Origin of the sequence: Paenibacillus sp. VT-400, from assembly GCF_001029205.1 — a bacterium.
GTDB classification, from domain to species: Bacteria; Bacillota; Bacilli; order Paenibacillales; family Paenibacillaceae; genus Paenibacillus; species Paenibacillus amylolyticus.
This window is the reverse complement of sequence record NZ_LELF01000038.1, coordinates 1-21492: the sequence shown is the minus strand read 5'-3', so window position 1 is coordinate 21492 and position 21492 is coordinate 1. Positions and strand designations below refer to the sequence as shown.

General features: G+C 38.0%; 8 protein-coding genes and 1 rRNA gene. All 9 read left to right on the top strand.

Annotation, left to right across the window (positions count from 1 at the left end):
- Positions 1 to 212: 212 nt before the first annotated feature.
- Complete coding sequence (locus EL84_RS00220) at positions 213 to 5111, top strand: toxin C-terminal domain-containing protein (protein WP_047840244.1); 4899 nt, start codon at positions 213 to 215, stop codon at positions 5109 to 5111.
- A 5-nt stretch (positions 5112 to 5116) separates the two neighbouring features.
- Positions 5117 to 5629 carry a hypothetical protein gene (locus EL84_RS00215; RefSeq protein ID WP_047840243.1) on the top strand — a complete coding sequence of 171 codons (513 nt, stop codon included), beginning with the start codon at positions 5117 to 5119 and terminating at the stop codon, positions 5627 to 5629.
- 407 nt (positions 5630 to 6036) lie between these two features.
- On the top strand, positions 6037 to 8511 hold the full coding sequence (locus EL84_RS00210) for a chitobiase/beta-hexosaminidase C-terminal domain-containing protein (RefSeq protein ID WP_053061325.1): 2475 nt from the start codon (positions 6037 to 6039) through the stop codon (positions 8509 to 8511).
- Positions 8512 to 8532: 21 nt separating this feature from the next.
- The gene (locus EL84_RS00205) at positions 8533 to 14820 is read left to right on the top strand and encodes a polymorphic toxin-type HINT domain-containing protein (RefSeq protein WP_047840242.1); all 6288 of its coding nucleotides are present in this window, start codon (positions 8533 to 8535) and stop codon (positions 14818 to 14820) included.
- A gap of 581 nt (positions 14821 to 15401) precedes the next feature.
- Positions 15402 to 15548 carry a transposase gene (locus EL84_RS32995; protein ID WP_082218764.1) on the top strand — a complete coding sequence of 49 codons (147 nt, stop codon included), beginning with the start codon at positions 15402 to 15404 and terminating at the stop codon, positions 15546 to 15548.
- A gap of 1207 nt (positions 15549 to 16755) precedes the next feature.
- On the top strand, positions 16756 to 17100 hold the full coding sequence (locus EL84_RS00200) for a DoxX family protein (protein ID WP_036613160.1): 345 nt from the start codon (positions 16756 to 16758) through the stop codon (positions 17098 to 17100).
- Positions 17101 to 17192: 92 nt separating this feature from the next.
- Positions 17193 to 17618, top strand: coding sequence for a MarR family winged helix-turn-helix transcriptional regulator (locus EL84_RS00195; RefSeq protein WP_047840241.1), 426 nt, complete (start codon positions 17193 to 17195; stop codon positions 17616 to 17618).
- 1106 nt (positions 17619 to 18724) lie between these two features.
- Complete coding sequence (locus EL84_RS00190) at positions 18725 to 19945, top strand: TraB/GumN family protein (protein ID WP_047840240.1); 1221 nt, start codon at positions 18725 to 18727, stop codon at positions 19943 to 19945.
- A 539-nt stretch (positions 19946 to 20484) separates the two neighbouring features.
- Positions 20485 to 21492: ribosomal RNA gene (locus EL84_RS30620) — 16S ribosomal RNA — on the top strand; the annotation flags it as partial.

Sequence of the window (21492 nt, the reverse complement as noted above, 5' to 3'; positions counted from 1 at the left end):
GTACAAGTTCTAGTCCCGAGCAAAGGACAAGAACTTGTACCGATTACCGTATTGGACAAGAACATGTTCCTTTTGCCGATTGGGCCTGTATCTAATCAATACAATAATTATATGTTGAAAAGATTAACATTGGAAAAATTTTCACTTAGAAAATATTCCAAGTATATGGTATAACTCTTCTTGCTGTAAAAAAATAGACAAGGGGATACAACATGAATAAGAAACACAAGTTTTGGAATAAGGTCCTCAGCTTAATTATTGCTGGTTCCTTAATCTCTACATCATCGCTCAATAATACCACTGCTTGGGGGAGCCCCTCGACCGAAAGATCAACGCTTCAAGAAAGCAACATTTCCGACGATTCTAACTTGTCATCCAACAACACCCCAAAAGAGATCGCTTCGCTCCGAAGTGAGAAATCGAAGACATTCGCCAATGAAAACGGAACGTACACAACTCAAATTTCTGAAACTCCCATTCACTATCAAGATCCCTCAAATCAAGAGTGGAAGCCTATTGATAACCGTTTAAACACGACGAGTCAAACGGCTTACAATAATGAACATGAATTCAAAGTAGAAATGAACAAGAAACATTCTGTTTCTGATAATTTGATAGAGATCAAAGAGGATAAATTCCGCATTGGTCTAAACCCCATATCGGAAACAAATACGGTAACAACTACGCAAAGCATCTCTAGCACAAAGCCGGCAGGGATTGTTAAGAATAATGTAATGACGTATAAGGGGCTTTATCCCGATACTGATTTAATTTATACCCTGGGAAACGATAGACTCAAAGAAGAGCTTAAACTCAGCAAAAAGCCGACAGGCAAAAAGTCAGTGATTTACTCCTTTGCTTTAACCTTAGGCAATCTAGAATATCGTCAGGAGCAAGATGGATCTGTTTCCTTGGTCAATCCATCTACTGGTAATATTGAATATATAATCGACAAACCGTTGATGTATGATTCCTTTGAGCCTGAAGGTTATCAGCAAGTAGAGGGAGTTAATGCTTTCCCTGAAGAATCTCTTTCCTACGATATTCACTATGAATTGAAAGAGAAGAAGGGACAGCTATACATTGACGTGATTCCCAGTCTCGCATGGCTTAATGATGCGTCACGTGTATACCCAGTCACCATCGATCCGACCATTGTTAAATTCCAACCGACATACCGCTTAGCGGATACCAATATACGTAGTGCTTTCCCCAAACAAACCGGAGCAACCGATACGACACTAGGTGTTGGTCTATATAAAGACGCTACTACCTCTAATGTCATCCGTTCTCTCATTCAGTTTGATACATCGACAATTCCACAGGGGGCAAAGGTATTAACGGCTGACTTGAACCTCTGGTTAGCGTCCGTTTCAAATAATACCAATGTAGATATCACACTAAATAGTGTCAATACAGCATGGACGGAATACTCTGCATCCTGGATGTATGCAGATGCTACAAACTTGTGGAGTAAACAGGGTGGAGATTTCAATGCTTCGCAGGTGGCTACAACTGCAGTAGGTCCATTAACCTCACTTGCAGCAAATTATAAGTGGTCCTTGCCTGCCAATATGTTAGAAAAGTGGATAAATGACCCCACAACAAACAAAGGTTTTATGTTGAAAAGTAATTCAGAGACAACAAATAGCTACAAAAAGTTTATATCCGGTGATGACACGGCTAATCCGGATTACACGCCGCTCTTAAGCGTGACATACTCCTCAGCTAGTCGACTTGGTCTAAAGGATTATTGGACGTATGATAGTCATCCGATAGCTAACGGAACAAGTTACACCAATTTGGGTACGGGGAACAATGTCATCCAGTTCAATGATTATTCCTTAACTGGTAGAGGTGACACCTCCGTAGACTTTATGCGGACATATAACTCTAAATCTAGCGAATCATCACCCTTCGGCTATGGATGGTATTTTTCAGGTGGGGAAACCATTGTAGATGCATACAAAACCGGAGACGTATTGTTTACAGACCACACTGGAGCTGCTTATGAATTTAAATATAACGCATCAAACAATACGTATACACCTTCAGCGGGCGATTATCTGACACTAAAAAAGGTAAATAGTAGCGCAGGGGCCACGACCGGTTATGAGTTAACAGACAAACATGGATACCTAATGCATTTTGATACGGTTTCCAATGATGATCAAGTAAGCATCACTCAGGCCAAACTCAGTTATGAACAAGATTTGCATGGAAACCGAATTACGTATAAAAGGAATGGGAATGGAGCACTAACGGGTATAGAAGACCCTTCAGGACGTACCATTACATTTGAGTATACTTCAGATGGTTTAGTTGATTATGCCATGTTAGAAGGGCGTAAAACGGATTATACGTATCAAAATGGAAAGTTAGTCACTGTAGATCAGTATAGTGAGGATGGCACTTATAGCCGAACTCAGTTTAGTTATGGTGGCAATTACATTAAAACCATTTTTGACCCGAATAATCGATTAACCACTTTTTCCTATGATCAAGAGTACTTGGTTAAAGTGCAGGAACCTTCAACGGTTTCGGTTACAGATGCAAGTGATCGGCCGGCAACCCAGTACAAATATGACACCACTGCACGTACAGCAGACGTAACAGATGCAAATGGCCATACGACAAACTATACGCTCAACGCTAATTTCGTGGCGGAGAAAATCCAAGATGCCAAAGGTGAAATCACTCAGTTTGTCCTAGACGCAAACTACAATGTCAAGAAAGTAACCAATCCGGATGGAACTGTTGCTGAGCAGACATATGATAGTAAAGGTAATGTTCTGACTCAAATTGATGAGGTTGGAAATGTTACAACATATGAGTACAATGGCCTGAATCATGTTCTCAAAGAAATTGATCCTAGACAAAATGTTACCAATTACTCGTATACCGCAGCTGGTGATTTGGAAACCATCGTGGATGCCAAGCAAAATGTTACGCGTTATGAATATGACGCCTATGGAAACTTAAAAAAGACGACGTATCCAGACCAATCGATAGAAACTTACAGCTACGATGATAAAGGTAACGATATCAAATCGGTAATTGATGCAGCAGGGAACACAACAACAGTGACAACAGATGCGGTTGGGAATATGATCGCAAATACCGACGGAAATAACAATCGTACTGATTACCATTATGATAAGTTAAATCGTCTGAAAGTTGTAATTGATCCGAAGCAAAAAGAGACAACGTATGAGTATGATACAGCCGGAAACTTGACTAAAACGATTAATCCAAAACAGGCTGTAGTTCAGTATGAGTACAATGGACAAAATCAGTTAATGAAAAAGACAGATGCCATTGGCAAGGTGACCAATAACAAATATGATTCAAATGGCAACCTAATGGAGACCACGACTCCTAATGGGAACACAATCTCTTCAACATTCACGGCTTTGGATCAACTCAAAACTATAAGTATAGATGGGCAACAAAAGTGGTCTTATGAATATGATGAAAATGGATTACTGGTCAATGTAAACAATGGTGCTCGTTCCTTTACGTATAAGCCTGATGGGTTACCTGAAACAGAGGTAGATAGAGGACATCAAAAGTCGTATATCTATAATGCGAATAGTGGACTTCAGGAACTTTCATATGCAACCGGTGCACATTCGTCTACTGTAAGTTATGATTACACCGAGTTAGATCAAGTCAAAAGCATTAGCAAGGATAATCAAAACCTCATTTCTTATCAGTACAATGATATGGCTGCAATGGAACAAGCCGATCGGGCAAACGGAATTGTAACCAAGGCTCACTACGATACGGGGAAACAGTTGCGCACTTACGGTGATTACTCCAGCACAGGAAGTATACTTCGCGAGTACGAATACACGTATGACTCTAATGAGAATGTAAAGACAATTCATTCGGAATTAGGTGATACAACGTATGAGTACGATGCGCTTAACCAACTCCAACAAGAAACTCTACCCGACGGTACCACAATTAAATACGACTATGACGACGTGGGTAATCGGAAACAAAAAGTCGTTGTCACCAATGGGCAGGAGCAAATCACTGTATACGAGCATAATAACGCCAACCAATTAACTTCTGTTAATGGACAAGCTTATCAGTATGACAATAATGGAAACCTATTAAACGATGGAAAACAAACGTATATATATGATGAACTGGATCAATTAATTGAAGTGCAAGATCAATCTGGTCAGAGAATACAACACTATAGTTATGATGAACAAGGGCGACGTATCCAGTCCATTGGTCAGTCCGGAACGACGAATTTCTTCTATGATGGCGATGAAGTCATCTATGAAACGGATGGAAATAACAAAACACTTCGAGAGTATACGTGGGATGATAGTGGAAGTCCGGTAGCAATGACTAAAGATGGGCATACCTATTATTACCACTTGAACGGTCATGGAGATGTCGTTAGTTTAACGGATCAGGCTGGTAACAAAGTAGCTCAGTATGAATATGACGCATGGGGGAATATTGTAAATCAGAGTGGCTCGCTTGCGGATGAAAATCCATACCGTTATGCTAGTTATAGATACAATACAGAAACTGGCTTATATTATCTGATGTCCAGAAACTATAACCCGCAAATCGGTTCCTTTATTTCATTGGACTCTGAACAGGATTTGGATCTGAATAATCCACTAAATCGAAATGGATACAGCTATGCATTAAATAATCCAGTTGCGTTTGTGGATGATGATGGAAATAACCCATTTATAATATTTATAATTGTAGTTGTTGTTAAAGTCGTCGCCAAGAAAGTAATAAAAGCCGTAGTAAAAAAAGCAGCTAAAAAGGCAGCTGCAAAAGCAATTAAGAATTCTACTTCTAGCAAGAATAAGCTGAAGTTGAATTTGCAGCAGTTTGCCCGAAGTATGAATACTAAAGAAGCAACAGCTGCAGCAAAAGAACTTGGATACACTAAGACAAAATTTAAATCTCATGATCAACCTGTCTTTAAAAAGGGGAATAAATACATTACTCCTGATGTTGATGGTCATAACGGGGGGATTTGGAAAATGGCTAGTTCAGTGAAAAATCTAGGAAGTAAGCGTACCAGATCGGGTACTTATGATAAAAATTTAAATAGGATTGGAGATTAAAAAGAATGCATTGTTGGAGAGTTACAAAGTATAACCCCGTTTTTCGCGATAATGAAGGAAACTTTAAAAAAGAAGATTGGACATCATATTATGATATCGGGAAAGTTTACGAAGGAAAAGAATTCACACTATCAGACTATCTATCTTTTGAGAATAGATATATCGATGCAATAGTAACTCTAATGCAATGTATGAACGTTTCTTCGTTTAAAATTACAAACGTAGAAAAATACGATGATAATGTTACTCAGAATCTGTCTATTTCGAGTAACATGGTTGATTTGTTTGCAAACGTAAAAGATGGTGATACCATTGATAACTCAAATTTATCCGATATATGTAAACTAATTCTCCGAGAACATTTATGGGGTAAACTGTCCGTGTCATCCATGTTTGTTCATTTCGGTAATGACTACTATATGTACATTGGACTACAAGAAGAATGTGTGGAAAAACTCAATGAAATCAGGAATTCAGGGTTGTTTGTTGAAACATATACTTCTCCGTATCAAAGCTAGATTGATAAAGTATAAGTCGATATGACACGGGACAAGTACATCATGCAATTTAAAGTCGCAATTTCAGCAGTTTTTTGAATTATCAGGCCTGCCAGTAAATACTGGTTGGCCTGTTTTTATACTCGTTTAACGGTTGGGCGAGCATAAAGATCGTAGCGCTTTAATTGGTCAGCTCCTCAAAAAAACATTCTCTCACGACCTCCAAAAGAATGTGTTTAGGCTAATAGCCTCCTTTTAGTTCTCTAACTTTGACCGTTTTCTCGGATTCTATCGGGAAACGGTCTTTATAATATCGAAGACAACCATTAATCATTAAATAGAGTTAAAATTTTCATTGTAAAATTTTGAAAAAAACATATAATAGTAAATTGTTATATATAAAAATTTTCTTATAAGGGAGCGAGAAAGTGATTTCGAAAAAAGTAGCATTATGTATGGCATTTATTTTAAGTTTTCAACTGGTGTTTAATAGTTCCTATGTGAGTTTTGCAGAGGACAATGTTTCAAATGAACAAGAACTACAAGAACTAAAGGAAAATAATGAGATCCTTAGGGCTAAAGAAACAGCCCATGATGATTCGGAGATTCAAGATATATCGGATTCATATGCAGTTCAATTAAAAAAATGGAAGCAAGAATTCCCTGATTATGAACCTCAAAAGACTCCAATAAATAAATCACTCCTTCAGTCAAAACTAGCCGTATCTTCTAAAATATCGTCCACTCATGATAATGAAGTTTATAAACTCCAACCCAAATATTTAACCAATAACTTCTCATTTTCAATGATGGCTTCAACAATTACAAACGGAAATACAGTTACAACTATGGGGAACTTTCGTAAGCCTTCGGATCTTAGCGGAATGAGTTGGGAATCTATAGACCACTATAGTCACCCAAATTTAAAGTATCCAACCGATAGTAATTTTTCAGACGTCACTTTAAGTTACACTTACAATTTATACGGAAACGTACCGGACATGAATTCGACCCTTGCGCCTGCGCTGACAATAGAAACAAATGCTGGTGAGATTTACTATGCCCGGTTGTGGAATTATGTCACCAATCGGCCTCAAGATGATTGGGAGCAAGAGAATAATATTATATTTCCGGCGGGAAGATCAGCTGGTGTAGCCACTGGTACACAAGGAAATATAAAGATTGATTTTAATAATCTTTATGCTGGCTGGCAACCTTATCAAAAAGAATACAAAGTCATAACTGATAAAGATGGAAAAAAAGAATATCTTGAAGAATGGGTTAAAAATCCAGAATGGAGAAAAATACCTGTTAATGACATTAAGAAAATCATGTGGGCTTATGTACCAACTCAATACGATGGTACAGCAGCCAATGAATATTTAACCGATTCTGAAAAGTTCATGGTTAAGATGACAAACTGGAACGTGTCCGGGAATGATTATCTAGGTGAGGAGCCAAAAACTAGACCGACACAGGCTCTTCGTATTACTGATGATTACGATGACATCTACAATTTGACTCCCGAACGAGTCGTATCAGATTATCAAAAGTTAGGATTTAACGGTTATGTGACCATGTATGTGGGTGCATCACATTACTACGACAAAAAGTATTCGAATGGTGCAATGGAAGTCATTACAGATTACCCATTCAATTCAGGATTTGAACAGTGGTATGACAACTATATTAAGAGATTGAGTGAGAATGATTTCAAGCTTATTAATTCTATCTCTATGGAAAGTGTTGATGCCCCTGCTGACTGGTGGCAACGCACATGGGACAATACACCAGCTACAAGTGGGTGGGTGCCCGTTCCTCATCTATTGAGTTTTACAAATCCAGACGTACAGAAATTTTATAAAAAATATGTATTAGAGCTAGCAAGAATGTCTGTTAAAAATGGAATGGAGCCAATGATTCAGGAAGGGGAGCCTTGGTGGTGGTTCATGGAAGGTCTGAAGGATAAACCACCCACATTTTATGATAAAGCCACCAAAGATCTTTACCAAAAAGAGACAGGTAAACGAATGTATGAGTTTAAGTCTAGTTTGGAGTCAATTAAAGGTCACGAGGATATGCTGTATTGGTTGAGGAATAAAAACGGTGAGTTTACATTAATGCTCAGAGACGCAGTTAAAAAAGTTTACCCCGATGCAAAGTTTACCGTGTTGTTCTTTACTCCTTCTGTAGTTGACCGGGATAGAGTACCTCAAATGATGAGTATCGTTAATTTCCCTTATAAACAATGGAAGTATCCAAATCTAGATTTCTTCATGCTCGAAGATTACGATTATCTGATTTATGACCAAAAGGACAAACACATCAAATCGTTGACTTATGTACAGTCTCATCTTAAATATCCCGTTGAGCTCATACATTATTTTGCAGGTTTTGTTAACGACGTTGAGCATTTAGGTGTTTGGGACAACATTAATCAAGCTATAAATGATGGTTTTAATCAAGGTTTTGGTGAAGTTTATGTTTGGGCATATGCACAAGTTAAACGGGATGGTTGGACATTGCCAGATTTGATTAAAGTTAATAAACCAACAGGTCTGTACGAAAAACCATTTAACCTAACACTTTCAACAACGGCAGACAAGATCGTGTATACCAGTGATGGTTCGAAACCTACCTTAACCCATGGAACAGTTTATACTACGCCCATTCATATTTCCGGCTCAACAAATATAAATGCTGCTGTTATTAAAAATGGACAAGTCACACAAATCTACAATTTCACTTATGATATCGGGATAAAAAAATACGAATATGATGCGTTTAATAGGATCATTTCTGAAAGAATTGCTAAAGACGATAAGCTTTATATCATAGACTATATTTTTGATGCGCTCGGTAACATGATAAAACAAGATCGTATGATTATTGATAATAAATAGGTTAAATAGGAGATAATGAATTTGAAAAAAACAAATCGATTACAAACGATATTATCGTTTTTGATGATAATCAGCTTAGTGTTGAACCCATTTGCAGATATCAAAGTTTTTGCTGATCCAATGGAGGGAGAAAAAGTTCAAGAAAACTCATTTAAGAGTATCTCATCTTTTGCTAAATTTGATGAACAACAATTAAAAGAAATAGAGTCTTTATTTTCAAAAGATATGCTTTTAGTTGCTGCTTATTACTATTCGGATGTGATTTCTTTATTGGATACCGATTCACTAGTAGTACTATTAGATTTGAGTAAAGAAAAAGTTATTCAAATTATGAATGGATTATCTGAACCCGAAAAACAATTATTATCAAAGTACACACCAGTATCCATGCAAGTGTATAACTTTGAAAAGAATGAGAAAGCAACAACAGCATATTGGAATTCGATTCAAAGTCCTACTGTAGATTTCCCCACAGTAACCGATTCAGTCTACCAAAATAATACTGGAGATGTAAAAGACGTTGAAGATACAAAAGGCGTTGAAGATGCAAAAGACGTTAAAGATACAAAAGACGTCGAAGATACAAAAGGCGTTGAAGATGCAAAAGACGTTAAAGATACAAAAGATGTCGAAGATACAAAAGATGTCGAAGATACAAAAGACGTCGAAGATACAAAAGACGTCGAAGATACAAAAGACGTCGAAGATATAAAAGACGTCGAAGATATAAAAGACGTCGAAGATATAAAAGACGTCGAAGATATAAAAGACGTCGAAGATATAAAAGACGTCGAAGATACAAAAGACGTCGAAGATACAAAAGACGTCGAAGATACAAAAGACGTTGAAGGTTCCGTATCTCTGGATTCACAATCATTTATGATGCAATCGTTAGGCTCGTTACCAGATCGATTTAAGTTTACAGATCGTAACAGTTCGTTTGTGTTTCAAAGTGACACTAACTCAGATGTCAACTCCACTTATAAAACTGCAACGCAAAGTAAAGTCGATTTATACCTAAAAGGAAAAGCCAATTTGGATTTTTCCTTAATCCGTACCTATGATTCTATAAATGCAAAAACGACAAACCCATCGTATGAAGCGACGCAAGTTTGCGACCAAGGGAATAGTGATTTTGATACCACTTCTCCAGCTTCAGATTGCATGGGAAATACAGTAAGTCAGGCAATTGATCAATTGACAAACACTGATTATTATATCGCGACAGGTTGGAGTATGTCTCTACCTGTCATGCACACAAGTTATATATTTGAGTCCATTCCAATTACTTTTCAACCAGGTGTAACTTATGATTCGTATAATCGGAGTTACAATTACGATCACGGCGTTCGCCGATTTTCGCTCGAAGATGGTACTACTTATGAATTTAATTTGAATTCGGAAGATGTGCAAAAGCATCCGGAAAACTATCCTTATGATAATGTTGTTTATCAATTAGATAATGACGGAAATCATGCACTAACTATAAATGATCAAGTTACGTACGCATTTAATGATGAAGGTGAGATATTATACAAGAAGAATCAATTCGGGGATCGAATTACGTATCATTATTCTAGCGATGGTATTAACATTATTGATTCGGTTGGTAAACACATCGACATTAAAACTAACAACGGGGTCATTGAAGGATACACAGTAGCCTCATCAAACGGAGATCAATTGTATAAGATGTTGTATGATACAACCCTAATGGATCATACCGCCTCTTTAAGGATAGCCGTACAAGATCAAGTAGACAAATATGAATTGCAAGAAGTTCCGGCTTCATATTATCAACTGAATGCAGTGAAAGATACACTAAATAATCGTACCATTGAATCTTATTCTTATTATTCACCAGATGTGAATTCCCATGCGGATTTCAATTTTGAAGATGATTACTATTATAACTTTGACGAGAATTATAAACCGATTCTCGACCAAGAAGGAGCAGAAGCGAGTCCGATCTTTAATCGTGATCGAGCAACGTACGGTGAAATTGAATACCTTCTTTTAAAACAAGTTGAAAATGATCAAGGGTTTAGAACGCATTACAGATATTCTTCCTATGATAAATCTTGGTCCCTTCAAGAAAAATGGAGTGATCAAGCAGAACTTCGCGGAACGATTCGCAACTATCTTGATGCCAACGTATTGACTTACATTGGCTATCATCCGGTCAGCTCGGTTTATTACACCTTTGCAGACAACAAAGATAGCTTAAAATTCCTTCAAAAAACGATAAAAGGGAATACGAAGGATGCTCAAGAAGTATGGAATGTTTCGAGAATGGATGAGGAGCTTGCTTACTTCAGACTTTCAAATAGTTCTTTTCGTACTGGGGACAACATCACTACAAAAACAAGCTACAATTATGGTGACTATGTATCAACCACGACAAATCGTTATACTCCGAACACTTATGGAACATTAAAAGAAACTTATGCCACGACGGAATTCTCAAATATACAAAACGCACTAACACACTCTTTTGGTAACGCTGATACTGACTTTGCAAATACAGAAGTAACATCGACATTTTACAAAGACGGATTCAATCCATCCCTGGTTAAAATGTTTACCGATGGATTGTCTTCAGATCCACGCCCTGATAATGTGAAAAATGAGCTCTATTGGGGAGATAACACGTCAGTTATAAAAAATTACACAGCTATGCAATCATTCCAATATGACAGTTACGGCTATCCCAAGAGAGTCGTTGATATCTTAGGTAATGTAACGTCTTACTTATATAATGGCCCATTCCATCAGGTGAGCTATTTGGAGAAGACGGCTGCAGACACAGACAGTTCAACAAGACAGTCTTTTGATTACAATGCAGATGGTACCGTTTATAAAAGTACTGAGATTAAAGTTTATTCTAATCAAGGAAAAAGTTCGACAGATACACTCGTTACGGAATATCTCGATTACAATGCTGTTCACCAACCCACGCACATTAAACAATCAAGTTCAGGGGATGGATATGGAAAATACCGAGAAAGTAATCAATACCTTGTTTATGATGATAGTGGCTTACATGTAACGAAGCAAACTGCATATTTAACTTTAAAAGATGGATCATCACCAGAACCGATCAGTTACTTGTATACGTATGATCCCTACGGGCGACAAACATCTATGACATATCCTGATAGCAGTAAAGTCCAGTTTAGTTACGATATTCAAAACCGAGTTATTGGAGAAAAGTATTTACCAGCCGACGGGAGTAAGGCCTTGGATTATACGTACTCATATAACAACGGTAACCGAGAGATTACCGCAACAGAGCCGAGCGGGATTAGTACTGTAACAGCTTATACTCCTTTTGGAGAAGTTGAAACTCAGACAGCTGTCTCAAATGGAAGCACAAGAACATTGGTAGAGAATATCTTTAATAATAGTGGCGTTTTATTAACTTCTACTTTACCTTATGGAGATGAGAAACAGAAAACCATATATAAGTATGGTTCTAATGGAGATCTTGCTAAAGAAATTGATGCTGAAGGAAATATTACAAGCTATTCTTATGGTAATACCGTAAAAGAAGCTTCAACAATCCTCCCAAAAAATTCAGTTAAAATTGTGCATCCTAATGGTAAGGTGGAAGCTAAACTCGATACTCTATCTGGACAACCCACAAGGATTCAAGAAAAAAGTGCAACTAAGAATAGAGAGACCTTATTTACGTTTAACTCGCTAGATCAGAACACGAAAACAATTGTAACTATGGATGATGGACAGCAGATCACACATTACAGCTATGAACCAAGTGGCAATCTGGTAGCTATGAAGGATGCTGAGGGAACAAATTATACGTACACGTATGACGTGAGTGGCTCACTTACAAAACAATTCATAAATGGTGAATTACAACAAGAAAGTACTTATAATGAATCCGGCTGGCAGTTATCATCAAAAAAAATACAAAAAAGTGATACACCCGATCTAAAAGATACAATTAGAGAAAATCACTATGAATATACACCTATTGGGTTACTTGCTAATTATAAAAATGAACTCAATGAAACGCATTCTTTCCATTATAACGGATATGATCAGCCAGAGTTAATTGATATTAGAGATGCACAAGATCACACGATTTATAGTGTTAATAAAACGTATGATGCGAACAATCTCATGCTCACCTCGCTGAAATCAAGTAGTGAAAACGAGGCTATACAATATTCCTATGATACATGGAATCGTTTGAGTTCTCAAACGGTCGGAGGCCATAAGTATGATTTAACTTATAACAAATCCGATCAATTAGAAAGTCTAGCTTATCCAGATGGTAAGAGTGTCCAGTATGGATATGATACTTTAAATCGGATCTCTTCTGTCTCTTATCCAGATATGGGTACGGTAAAGATAAACTATACCATTGGTGAGGATTCCAGCCGTTTAACGACCGAGTTTCCGAATCATCAAAAGCAATCCTTAACACTTAATGCATTTGATGAATTAGTTTCAAATCAGTTTGACGGTTATAATCAGCAAATTAACTATGACGGATTCAGTAATATAACTCAGAAACTAACAAATTCTAAAATTACTTCATTTCAATATGATCAACTGAATCGTATACAAATGGAAAAGGGCAATCTAGGAAATAAAACCTACAGGTATGATGTTAAAGGAAACATAGCATCCACTGAAGAGGATAATCCAGTCATCTTCAAAGAAGGAAGCACTGACTTACAGTATGATGGGCTGAATCAACTGGCTAAGGTAACTACAACGAATGGGCAAGATGTTGAAACTTCGACACGATACACCTATTATGGGGATGGACTCCGTGCAACTAAAACTGTTGAGAACAAGAAGACTCAGTATATTTACTTGAATGACCAAATTATTGAGGAACTAGATGGTCAGGGAAACACTAAGGCGAGAAATATATGGGGAAACACATTACTATTCCGTGTTAATGGTTCGCAAGGTGGCTATTATTACTACAACGATCATGGGGATGTCGTCGAGATTAAAGATTCGGCTGGAAACAAGCTGAATTCGTATGAATATGACATTTGGGGCAATTTAGTTTCAGAACAAGAAGCGTTCGAGAATTCATTTAAGTACGCGGGAGAAATGTACGATGAAGAAACGGGTTATTATTATTTAAGAGCTCGATATTATGATCCCCATGAAAAACGATTTATTACTGAGGATACGTATGAAGGCGAATTGAACAATCCACTATCTTTGAACCTATACACGTATGCATTAAACAATTCACTTAGATATGTAGATCCTAGTGGTCATATGGTAGAGCCTAATTATGCTTCAGAGCTCAGATATTTTCTGAAGGATACGAAGGGCAAAGGGTATAAAATAAATAGTTCCAATTATAACCTTTATAAAATTACGCTTCGAGATCGATATAACTTTAATGATTTTAAACGGTTTGATTTCTTGTACGATATGGCTGTAGGTGTAAGTCCTTATTCTAAAAAAGAGGGGGCTATCGGCTGGGCAACTGAAGAGTTAGTAAGCGAGTTGATTAAAGGAAAAGAAGCAGAATACGCTGCAGCACTCGCTATGGGACTCGTCCCAGGTATTACTCCTAAAACTAAAGGAGGAACTTCAGGTAAGACTAAAGCGCCTGCTACAAAAGGTTGTAACTGCTTTGTGGGAGGGACTAAGGTTCAAACAGACAAAGGAGAAAAGAACATCGAAGACATTGAAGTCGGAGATAAGGTACTATCTAAGGATGAGGATACTGGTGAATTAGCATACAAAGAGGTTACAGCTACGTTCAACCATGAGACGGATGAGATTTATCAAATTCATGTGGGTGAGCAAATTATTGAATCAACCTTTAACCATCCGTTTTGGGTTGATAAAAAGGGCTGGACGTATGTTAAAGATCTTGAAATTGGAGACTTGCTTGTTCAGAATAATGGGAATAGTCTCGAAATAGAGAGTATTAACTTGTTACACAAGAAGGTAAAGGTATTCAATTTGACAGTCGATGTGTTTCATACTTACTTTGTAAGCAACCTTATGATATGGGTGCATAATACTGGACCTTGTAATTGGGCATATAGCAGCACACTACAAGATCATTATACTCGGCATGGTAGAGCAGTCGGTGCGACAAGTGCAAATGATTATGCTCAAAAGGCTAACCAATTTTATAATAATAGAAGTAGCTATCAAATTAAAACTGATTCGAATGGTGTCATTAGGGTGTACGATTCGGCAACTAATACATTCGGTTCATATAACCGTAATGGGACTACTAGAACGTTCTTTAAGCCAACGGCTAGACAAGCATATTATGATAGACAACCAGGAAGTTGATGAGAGGGTGTTCTGAAGGATGAAAAAGATTTGTTTAGTGTGCAATTATCAAGGTCTGTATGAAGCACCATATGATCATAGAGGTGTACCCTCTGACGAAATATGTCCTTGCTGCGGATTTCAGTATGGATTTGATGATGATGGATTTTGCAATAATGAGGAATCATATCGAATATGGAGAGAAATCTGGATAAGCAATGGTTGTAACTGGTTTTCAGAAGGAAGAAAACCTCCTGAGAATTGGAATGCACAATCACAATTAAAAATATAGGTAACAATTAAGCAATGAAAAGTACGTTCATTATTGTTAAATTCTTAATTGAAAAAGGAATCTATTCAATGAGAACTTGCTAACTAAATCATAGTTTTTAACTAAATTAAAAAGCGACCGTGTCCCAGTTTCAATATAGGGAACGGTCGCTTTTTTGGGGGCTCAGACAGACAAACGATCATAGTATCTGTCTTGAACCGTCCTTTTTTTTGTGTGTATAAAAGTTAATTTTTATGACCAAACTAAAGACATGCCAACAATGGCAGCGAGTTCAAGATTGGTTTTCATCTGAACGAAAACCACAAGGAGGATGCCTCGTTTTGGAAACCGGAATCATGTTAAATTAAATGCTATGGGTTGCACGTTCAGGTGCCCATGGCGTAATCTACCCTATCACTTTCCCCATTGGAAATCTGTCTACACCCGCTTACGACGATGGCAGAAAGCAGGAATTTAGGATGAGGTGCTGTAGCATGTGTCTCCAAGAATACGAACGAAGAAAGGGGTATGATTGAATTGTATACAGAGCACGTCATTTAGTAGAATACTTTTTTGAACAATTTGAAAAATTATCGTCTGGCACTCGCTACCTTAAATTAGTATACGTTGACTCTTTAATGTAATACTAGTACATATTTTATTGGACCCTCTATAATGTGGTTGAAATTCCTAGGGATATATCTCAAAGGGTGCTTCTATTTTATTCTTGTGTTGGTCAGCCTAATATAATTTAATGAAAAGTCAGAGTTAAACTAGCTTATGGATGCTAGTATATTTAATACTACATAATCTGGATTAAGTTTTTATATTTCTGTAGAAGATTACAAGGGTGAAATGATTTTAATTAAGTGAATAGAGTATGTTAAATTGAGACTGTTATCTAATACTAGATAGTGGTTTTTTTTGCTTTTGCTTATAATTAAGAATAAAAAAAATGCAAAAACCGTATCCATAATCATGCATAAAAATGTAAAGTGAGTTTTGCGCTTTTTCTCACCCATTATGAAAATCATTGAGCAATATAAATTGAAAAATAAATTTCTCTCAATAATTATGAAAATTTGTATTGATATATAAGCTTTTTTTTTGATTTTGTCTCACTAATTATGACAACGCACACATAATTAGCGAGATATGCATATTTATTCATAAATATGCATATCTCTTTTTGAAATTAGCTTGCAGCCATTGGTGGCCAATTTAATGTTGAACGCGCTACATGTTGTTTAATGGTGTTCGATACAAACAGTCAAGAACGAATAATTACTTAGAAGTTATATTTAATTTGGGATGGTTGATTTTTGTATAAACAAGCTAAATTATATTCCGTAGGTCGAATTGACAATAAGTTAAGTAAATTACCTTTGTTTGTTACTAAATTTATTGAAAGTAAGAAGCATAGGCTTTTAATTGGCTGATTACAGAGAAATTTACCACAGTTCAACAAAGAACAGAAATTGGATTATCCATGCTAGAAATATTAACGATATGTGAAAATGAAAGCTTCCTTTGGAACGATAATCTAAGAAAAATTAAAAGGACATAAGAGGGCTATAATCTATAAAGCTTTATTTTAGGGTTGACAATATATAAAATTTCAAACAAAATACATGCTATAGCATATATTAAATTCATATGCATAACTTTATGAAAGAGGGGTAGATATGTTCATTTTTATCACAGTTTTACAGGTTCTATTAGGTGTTTTTTTCCTTTTTACAGGAAGCAAAATTATTTCCGGTAAAATGGCCAATGAGTTTAAACGTTTTGGACTGCCATCGTTCTTTAATGTTTTGACTGGTTCGTTCGAGATTGTGGGGGCAGCTGGTATGATCGTTGGCATCTGGATGCCTGTCGCAGCAATTTTAGCTGGCTTGCTTCTAGCCGGAACAATGCTTGCTGGAGCGTTTACTTTAATAGTCTTAGCTAAAGACCCGATTCAGAAGGCCATTCCAGCACTCATTTTGTTCATACTTAGCTTGATTGTATCCATGTATCATTTTTTCTAAACGAAATTAACGAATTTTTGACGGATTTCATGTGTAACCTTTGAGAGATCGACTATATTTGATTTAAGAAAATGATAAATGAGGGTACTGCAATGGACTTATATAATATTACCGGCTTCTTGATCCATCGTACAGATGTCAAGCTTACAAACTATTTTACGAAACAATTAAAGCCCTACAAGGTGACACCGGAGCAGTGGAGCATTATCTCCTGTCTTGATATAGATAAAGCTATGACTCAAAAAGAGCTGGCGGAGGCCATCGATCGGGATCAAACAACGGTAGTGAGAATGATACATTCTTTAGAACGCAAGGGCATGGTTCGACGTATTGTTCATGATCAAGATAAGCGCTCACATTATTTATATTTGTCCTCTAAAGGTCAAGAAGTTAAAGGAAAGCTGTTGTTAACAGTTAAAAACGCGCATGACTATGTTACACGAGGTTTGGAAGACGATGAATTAAATCAGTTAAAAACGATATTAGATAAACTGTACCGAAATGTGCAAGAAGATTAGTTAGACTCTATACCAGAGGATGAATCATGACAACTACATGCCGAAGCACAAAATTTGTGAGATTCTTTCCGAATGAAGCAGCAAGAATAAGGATCCAGCTTCTACTTACTTTAGAAGGAGCTATCAGAAATATATGGTCGAATATCATCGTTCACTGAATATTTAATTCCATCAATTCGATTATCCCAGCAATATTTTTAGTTGTACTCAAGCTGATAGGAGCTGCTTGATGTTTTCCTGAACATATTACTAGAGAAAGAAGGGAAGGAAAGATCACTGGATTATGATTCTAACTGGTTTTGAGATAGCGGCAATTCGCATACGATTAAGTATTTATGTTTCTGTAGAAGAATAGAAGACGGAATGATTTTAATTTAAATGAATAAAGTATTCTAAAATGAGACTGTTATCTAATACTAGATAGTGGTCTTTTTGCTATGTATAATTAAGATAAAATATCGAAAAAATCCGTATACATTATCATATATGAAGATGCAAAATGAGTTTTGCGCTTTTCCTACTTATCATGAAAATATGTCCTGATAGATAAGCTTTATTGATGACTTTTTCTCACTATTATGACAAGTGGTGTGCTGTGTCGGTGGTCATATTAAATCGAGTTCAGAAGAGGGTCGATGATCATGCAGCAGTTAAAAGGGTTCTATATACAGTTTTTGAGGGAACCTCTGTGGTTTAAAGCATTGTTCGATCCTGACTACAACTACTACTTTCAATTGTATTTAGCAGTTAAGCCTTTTCAGAGCAGGGCAACTACCAAAGCATCTCTAAATTAGCTATCGCTATTTTCTTCGTCGCATATGGAGTGAAGCTGTGGGGCAATCCGAAGGTTTCTATAGCATTCTTTTTCCTGGCTCTGATCAGTATCTATTTATCTTGGCATAGCTTGGATTTTGCGAATATCTAGCATTAAACCTATACGACGGTTTCGTTTTTATTGTTTCTTATCTAATGAGAGTAATGAAGGGAGAAAGTGCTGCTCCGTTTTGGAGTGGCACCAATTCCCATCTTTAACCGTAGTATCTAAGTATGTCTATTCTATTAAAAAATGGATTGGCAACTATATTCAATAAAGGAGATTACATAATATGAAGAATTGGAAACGCATGCTCTTATCTCTTACCATCTCAGTAGGGTTGCTCGCATCTGCAGTACCAGCTATGGCTGCTCCACAAGGAACTTCCGTCAAGGTTAATGACCAAGCTGTGAAATATGCTACAGGAGCGCCGATCCTGGAGAAAGGTACAACATTGGTTCCGCTGCGGACTACGCTGGATGCTATGGATGTGAAGCTAACAACTGCGACAGAAGATACGATCACGGCTGTAGTAGATGGCAAAACGATTACACTTAAAAGCAAGCTTACGCGCATCAACGGTGTAACGTATGCTCCAATCCGCATCGTTGGTGATGCAGCAGGTTACGAAGTTCGCTGGAATGCTGCAACGCGCACGGTGCTGTTGGTATCCAAAGGTGGAGCAACCGAAACTGCTCAAACCGGTGGACGCGGATTCATGTGGGAAGTTGAAAGCAATGGCAACACGGTCTATCTGGTAGGGTCCATGCATATTGCGGATGAGAGCTTCTATCCATTGCGTCCGGAGTTTGAAGAAGCCTTTGCGGAAGCTGACTATCTCGGGGTAGAGATTGATATTAGCAAAGCCGCTGATGAAGAGCAGCAAAAGCTGGTTCTAAGTCTGGGTTCGTATCAAGATGGAACAACACTGAAAGATCACATCTCCAGTGAAACGTATACTAAGCTGGGTGATGTATTGAAGAAAAATGGTCTGGAGTCTAACGCCTTGGATGCATTTAAGCCTTGGGTAGTAGAGAGCACACTTGCAAGTTTGAAGTCCACAACGGCAGGATACGAAGCGTCAGCAGGAGTGGATCTGTATTTCATCCAGAAAGCGATCGAGCGCAAACTTCCAGTTATCGAGTTGGAGAGTTATCAATCTCAACTTGGCATGTTTAACGACTTTTCCAAAGAAACACAAGAGGAAACACTGAAAGCGACAATCGAAAACTTCGACGTGTTGGATAACAGTGTGAAAGAAATGGCTGAGATGTGGAAAACGGGTAATGACGAGCAACTGCTTGAACTGACAAACAGCTTCTCCACTAACGAGGAATATAACAAAGCAATGCTGGTTGATCGTAACATTGGTATGGCGGACAAAATCGATGGTTACTTGAAAAACGGCAAAGGTGAGGAGTATTTCATTGTTGTTGGTGCGGCACACTACTTGGGCGATCACGGCATCGTGAAACTGCTTGAGGATAAAGGATATAAAGTAGAACGGAAATAAATATAGATTACTATAGAAGGTAACCCTTTCGTCTCGAATATAAGAGTTGAGAGGGTTGCCTTCTTATATATAGAAGAAAGACAGATTTAAATAAAGAAGATTAAGCTGCAGGATAATAAAATTGAACCTAAGAGTTCATGGTAGATTGAAGGTCCTTAATATGGTTAGATCGTGGATTTGATAAGTTTTGAAATTAACTCTTTACAAGTGTGTGTTCTACATGGTATATTCTATTTCCGGCCAAAAAAACACGAGATATACGGTGCGGCAAGCGATTGAAATAAGCTTCGAAAGAAACTTAAAAAAAGAGCTTGCAAAGTTGGTTCGGACATGATATTATATAAGAGTTGCTGAAGAGAACAACATTCGGTAACGAAAACAAGTTTGATCTTTGAAAACTGAACAACGAGTGAGTAAACATTCTGCTTGCAGAATGAACGCGAAAGTTGGAGACAAGCCTTGGCTTGAATCGACTGGAGCACAAATGAGATTTTTAATCTCGTCAGATTCAAAATGAGCTTATCGCTCTTTTCAATACTTTATTGGAGAGTTTGATCCTGGCTCAGGACGAACGCTGGCGGCATGCCTAATACATGCAAGTCGAGCGGACTTGAAGAGAAGCTTGCTTCTCTGATGGTTAGCGGCGGACGGGTGAGTAACACGTAGGCAACCTGCCCTCAAGTTTGGGACAACTACCGGAAACGGTAGCTAATACCGAATAGTTGTTTTCTTCGCCTGAAGGAAACTGGAAAGACGGAGCAATCTGTCACTTGGGGATGGGCCTGCGGCGCATTAGCTAGTTGGTGAGGTAACGGCTCACCAAGGCGACGATGCGTAGCCGACCTGAGAGGGTGATCGGCCACACTGGGACTGAGACACGGCCCAGACTCCTACGGGAGGCAGCAGTAGGGAATCTTCCGCAATGGGCGAAAGCCTGACGGAGCAATGCCGCGTGAGTGATGAAGGTTTTCGGATCGTAAAGCTCTGTTGCCAGGGAAGAACGCTTGGGAGAGTAACTGCTCTCAAGGTGACGGTACCTGAGAAGAAAGCCCCGGCTAACTACGTGCCAGCAGCCGCGGTAATACGTAGGGGGCAAGCGTTGTCCGGAATTATTGGGCGTAAAGCGCGCGCAGGCGGTCATTTAAGTCTGGTGTTTAATCCCGGGGCTCAACCCCGGATCGCACTGGAAACTGGGTGACTTGAGTGCAGAAGAGGAGAGTGGAATTCCACGTGTAGCGGTGAAATGCGTAGATATGTGGAGGAACACCAGTGGCGAAGGCGACTCTCTGGGCTGTAACTGACGCTGAGGCGCGAAAGCGTGGGGAGCAAACAGGATTAGATACCCTGGTAGTCCACGCCGTAAACGATGAGTGCTAGGTGTTAGGGGTTTCGATACCCTTGGTGCCGAAGTTAACACATTAAGCACTCCGCCTGGGGAGTACGGTCGCAAGACTGAAACTCAAAGGAATTGACGGGGACCCGCACAAGCAGTGGAGTATGTGGTTTAATTCGAAGCAACGCGAAGAACCTTACCAGGTCTTGACATC

Excerpts from the sequence above, each read along its gene's own strand:
- EL84_RS00215 (WP_047840243.1), top strand. The coding sequence starts at position 5,117 with ATGCATTGTTGGAGAGTTACAAAGTATAACCCCGTTTTTCGCGATAAT.
- EL84_RS00220 (WP_047840244.1), top strand. The coding sequence starts at position 213 with ATGAATAAGAAACACAAGTTTTGGAATAAGGTCCTCAGCTTAATTATT.
- EL84_RS32995 (WP_082218764.1), top strand. The coding sequence starts at position 15,402 with ATGCCTCGTTTTGGAAACCGGAATCATGTTAAATTAAATGCTATGGGT.
- EL84_RS00200 (WP_036613160.1), top strand. The coding sequence starts at position 16,756 with ATGTTCATTTTTATCACAGTTTTACAGGTTCTATTAGGTGTTTTTTTC.
- EL84_RS00190 (WP_047840240.1), top strand. The coding sequence starts at position 18,725 with ATGAAGAATTGGAAACGCATGCTCTTATCTCTTACCATCTCAGTAGGG.
- EL84_RS00195 (WP_047840241.1), top strand. The coding sequence starts at position 17,193 with ATGGACTTATATAATATTACCGGCTTCTTGATCCATCGTACAGATGTC.